General features: G+C 63.9%; 3 protein-coding genes and 1 pseudogene. 2 read left to right on the top strand and 2 right to left on the bottom strand.

Features of this window, described 5'->3' with window-relative positions; all coding sequences use genetic code 11:
* Together BJQ90_RS09185 and BJQ90_RS09180 are read right to left on the bottom strand one after the other, a co-directional pair.
* A partial coding sequence (locus tag BJQ90_RS09185; protein WP_226759983.1) for a type IV secretion system protein occupies positions 1–1337 on the bottom strand: 1337 nt, incomplete at its 3' end.
* Between the two features lie 12 nt (positions 1338–1349).
* Entirely contained in the window at positions 1350–1637 is a 288-nt protein-coding gene (locus BJQ90_RS09180) for a hypothetical protein (RefSeq protein WP_056431595.1), read from the bottom strand.
* 219 nt (positions 1638–1856) lie between these two features.
* On the opposite strand from BJQ90_RS09180, the gene BJQ90_RS09175 reads away from it, so the two are divergent.
* Positions 1857–2288, top strand: coding sequence for a LexA family protein (locus tag BJQ90_RS09175; RefSeq protein WP_226759982.1), 432 nt, complete (start codon positions 1857–1859; stop codon positions 2286–2288).
* Between the two features lie 47 nt (positions 2289–2335).
* Positions 2336–3634 (top strand): annotated as a pseudogene (locus tag BJQ90_RS09170) (Y-family DNA polymerase); the annotation flags it as partial.

Genomic DNA, 3634 nt, shown 5'->3' with positions numbered 1-3634 from the left:
GGGGAGGCCGGGGGCGGTGCCGTTCGAGAGGCCGCCTGATCAGCCGGCTGCCTCGGCGGCGGGGGCTGCTCGCCGATTTCACGCGTATCCGGACTCTTGAGCGGTGCGCCCGGATTCGCATTCGTCCCACGCCGGCCTCCATGCGCCCGAGGTGACGGTCGCTCGGTAGCTTTAGCACCGGCGTCGAGCATCAATGCGGTGCCACTACCCCCGGGGGTCTGCGCCGACGTCGTGCCGGTCTGCGATGGCGGCAGTGGTGCCCGGGGTGGCAACACGCGAGTGGGAAACTGCGGTCGGCTCGACTGGATCGGACGGGTCGCGGTTGAGTGCGATGCCAGGCCTGCGAGCGTGAAGCGGCCGCCAGCCTGTCGGCTGATCTGCCGGGTGGCAAAGCCAGAGCTTCGAGAAAGTACGTGACCTCCTCCCGCGGTTTGCGCGGCTGCTGCAAGCTCACCACCGGCGAAACTAACCAGGCGTAACGCCATCAGCGGAGCACCACAAGCCAAGGCCATGCCGACGACGCCGGCTGCCAGCCCGGCGAATGACTTCGACTCGGCAAAGAGCTTGATGGCCACGGCCAGCACGGTTGCGGCCAACGGCTTGGCGAGAAGCAACGCGATAACAATCTCGCACCACCGCCGAGCCCACGTTTGCGTCTTCTCCCACGGCATGAGCATAAGAGCGACCGGGGCGACTGCGGCGAGCACGATGAGCGCAAAGGATCGAAAGATCATCGAACACATCAGGATGAACGCCAGAACCCAGACAACGATAACTGCCATGACGGTGACGACAACCGCCCCGGCCGCGCCTCCACTGGACCCGGGAGCCAAAGAGATGACATTCCAGTCTCTGCCGGCGCCGGCCGGAGCCTTCTCGAAGCCGAAGAGCCTCATGAACAGCACGTATGGATCTGTTCCCAGGGAGCCAAGAAGCGCCGCGGACGCCGAATCACTTACCTTGGTGAGCTGGCGGACCAAGTACACCGCACCCGCCACCATGGGGACAGCGGCAGCCCCGCCTACCAGGGCCCGCACAAGACGGCGGGGTTGTTGGCTGATCAAACCGGACAACAGCTGGAGGATCATGGCAACGACAAGGGGTGTCATCATGACGACCACCCACCAGCTCGTGAGCCCTTCGACGGCGGTCCACTGCGAATCATCCACGTCTGAGAAGCTGAACGCGCCAGTGATGAAAGACCAGATCCAGGAGGCGGTATTTTGAAGGATATTCGCGAAAAGCGACGTGATTGAACCCTGGATCCCGTCGTTCGCTTGGGAGACAAGTCCGCAGCCGGGCGGCCACCATCCGTTGAGATCACAATCAACCGGCATGATGAATCGGACCTAGAATCCGAGATTGAACGCCGACTGGGACCAAAGAATGTAGCCGTTAATGCCACCCAGGATTGCTGCCACCGGGCCAGTCCAGAGCAGGATCATGCCCCCACCGGAGGCCAGGCGCGAAGATTGGCTCAACTTGCCGGCCAACAGCATCGCGGCGCCCATGATCGCGACAATGGCGATCACTATGAAGGCACCCACGAGGATGCCGCCGCCGATCTGTTTCAGCGATTCGAGAAAGGGAAAGTTAGCGTTCGGGGTGATTCCGGGATCCACAGCTGCCAGCAACATCGGGGGCTCCATCTGTCGTCTTCGAATGGAATGAGGGGTTTGGGCTCACGACTTCATAGAGGTTGCGGGGCGGGGCGACATGACTGATGTTGATGCACGGCACGGATTCTCGGCACCTGGGGCATCCTGCGTCGGATGCAACATGGCGAAGAACGCTCAATGTCAGCGCTCGCGGCTACACTGAATCTATCGAACATATATTCGAAAAAAGGGTGTGTTGTGGGCGTTGTCGTTGGTCCCCGCGTGATAAACGCGGGCATGTCGTTGTTGTCGGTGCTGATCTCTCCGGTCCCCGTCGCGGCCGGGTATCCCTCGCCGGCGCAGGACTACTTTGATGGCCGGATCGACCTGAACGAGCACCTGATCAAGGACATCACCAGCACCTACGTTGTGCGGGTGTCCGGGGAATCGATGGAAGGCGCCGGCATCAGCGACGGCGATGAACTGATCGTCAACCGGGCGCTGGAACCACGGGACGGGTCCGTGGTGATTGCGGTCCTGGACGGGGAGCTGACTATCAAGCGGCTGCGGATCACGGGCAACGGGGTGGTGCTGCAGGCAGAGAACCCGGCCTACCCGGACATCCAGGTTCCGTCGTTGTCGGACTTGGTCATCTGGGGCGTCGCCACCCGGTGCCTTCACCATGTGTAAGGCGCGCTACTGCGTTAGATGCAGGATTTTCCGGCATCGGGCACGCCATGTCTAAGCCCGGTGTGATGCGGCATATGCCGCAGATCGCGCACGTGGACGTGAACTGCTTCTACGCCTCGGCCGAGCGGGCGTTCGATCCGTCGCTGGAGGGCCGGCCCGTAATCGTGCTCTCCAACAACGATGGCTGCGCCGTCACCCGGTCCCCCGAAGCGAAAGCCCTCGGTATTCCCTTGGGTGAGCCGTGGTTCAAACTCGCCCCGCGCGCCAAGGAATGGGGACTCGTAGCCCTCTCGAGCAACTACGAGCTCTACGGCGACATCAGCGCCCGCGTCATGGAACTGCTGGGCAGGTACTCGGCCTGGCTGGAGGTCTACAGCATCGACGAGGCCTTCCTCGGCGTCAAAGGCACCCCGGCCGAACTCGTGGCGCTAGGCCGGACCATGAAGGCAACCGTGCGGCGCAACGTCGGCGTGCCTGTCTGCGTCGGGATCGCACCCACAAAGACGCTTGCGAAACTGGCCAACAAATGGGCCAAGAACAACCCGGCCTTCGGCGGGGTCTGCCACTGGGACTCCGTGCCCCGCCGCTGACAGGGAGTCTCTGATGCGCCGCCTGTCCGTGATCGAGATCTGGGGTGTCGCCACCCGGCTGACCAAGCGGCTTAACGCCCTGGGGATTCATTCCATCCTGGATCTGTCCCGGGCGGATCCGGTGATGATCCGGGACCGCTTCTCCGTGGTCATGATGCGCACCGTCCTGGAACTCCAGGGCACCCCCTGCATCCCGATGGAGGAAGAACGCATCGGCCGGGACCAGCTCATCTTCTCCCGCTCCTTTGCGACCCCGATCACCACCGCCGCCGGGATCCGGCAGGTCATGAGCGTCTACGGCCAGCAGGCCTCCGCGCGGCTGGCCAAACACGGACTCCAGACCAAGGTCCTCACCGCGTTCGCCGGCACCTCCCACTTCAACCCCAAAGACACCTCCTACCCCTCGGTCTGTATCCCGCTGCCGATGCCCACCGCGGACCCCGTGATCCTGACCAAGGCCGCCCACGCCCTCCTTCCCCGCATCTGCGAGGGCATCCGGTACGCCAGGGCCGGGATCATGGTCACCGACCTGCGCCCCAGCGGCAACCAGGCACCTCTGGCCCTGTTCGAAAACCCGCACGAGGAACGCCACGTCGGCACCCTCCTGGAAGACATCACCCGCCGGTACGGGCGCGGATCCATCGGCCTGGGCCACGGCGGCATCCGCGGCGGACCCGACTGGACCATGAAACGGGACATGCTCTCCCCCCGCTACACCACCCACTGGGACGAACTCCCCCTCGTCAAAGCCGCCTA

Origin of the sequence: Arthrobacter sp. SO3 (assembly GCF_020532825.1) — a bacterium.
Lineage (GTDB): Bacteria > Actinomycetota > Actinomycetes > Actinomycetales > Micrococcaceae > Arthrobacter.
This window is presented reverse-complemented; position numbering and strand designations above follow the sequence as displayed.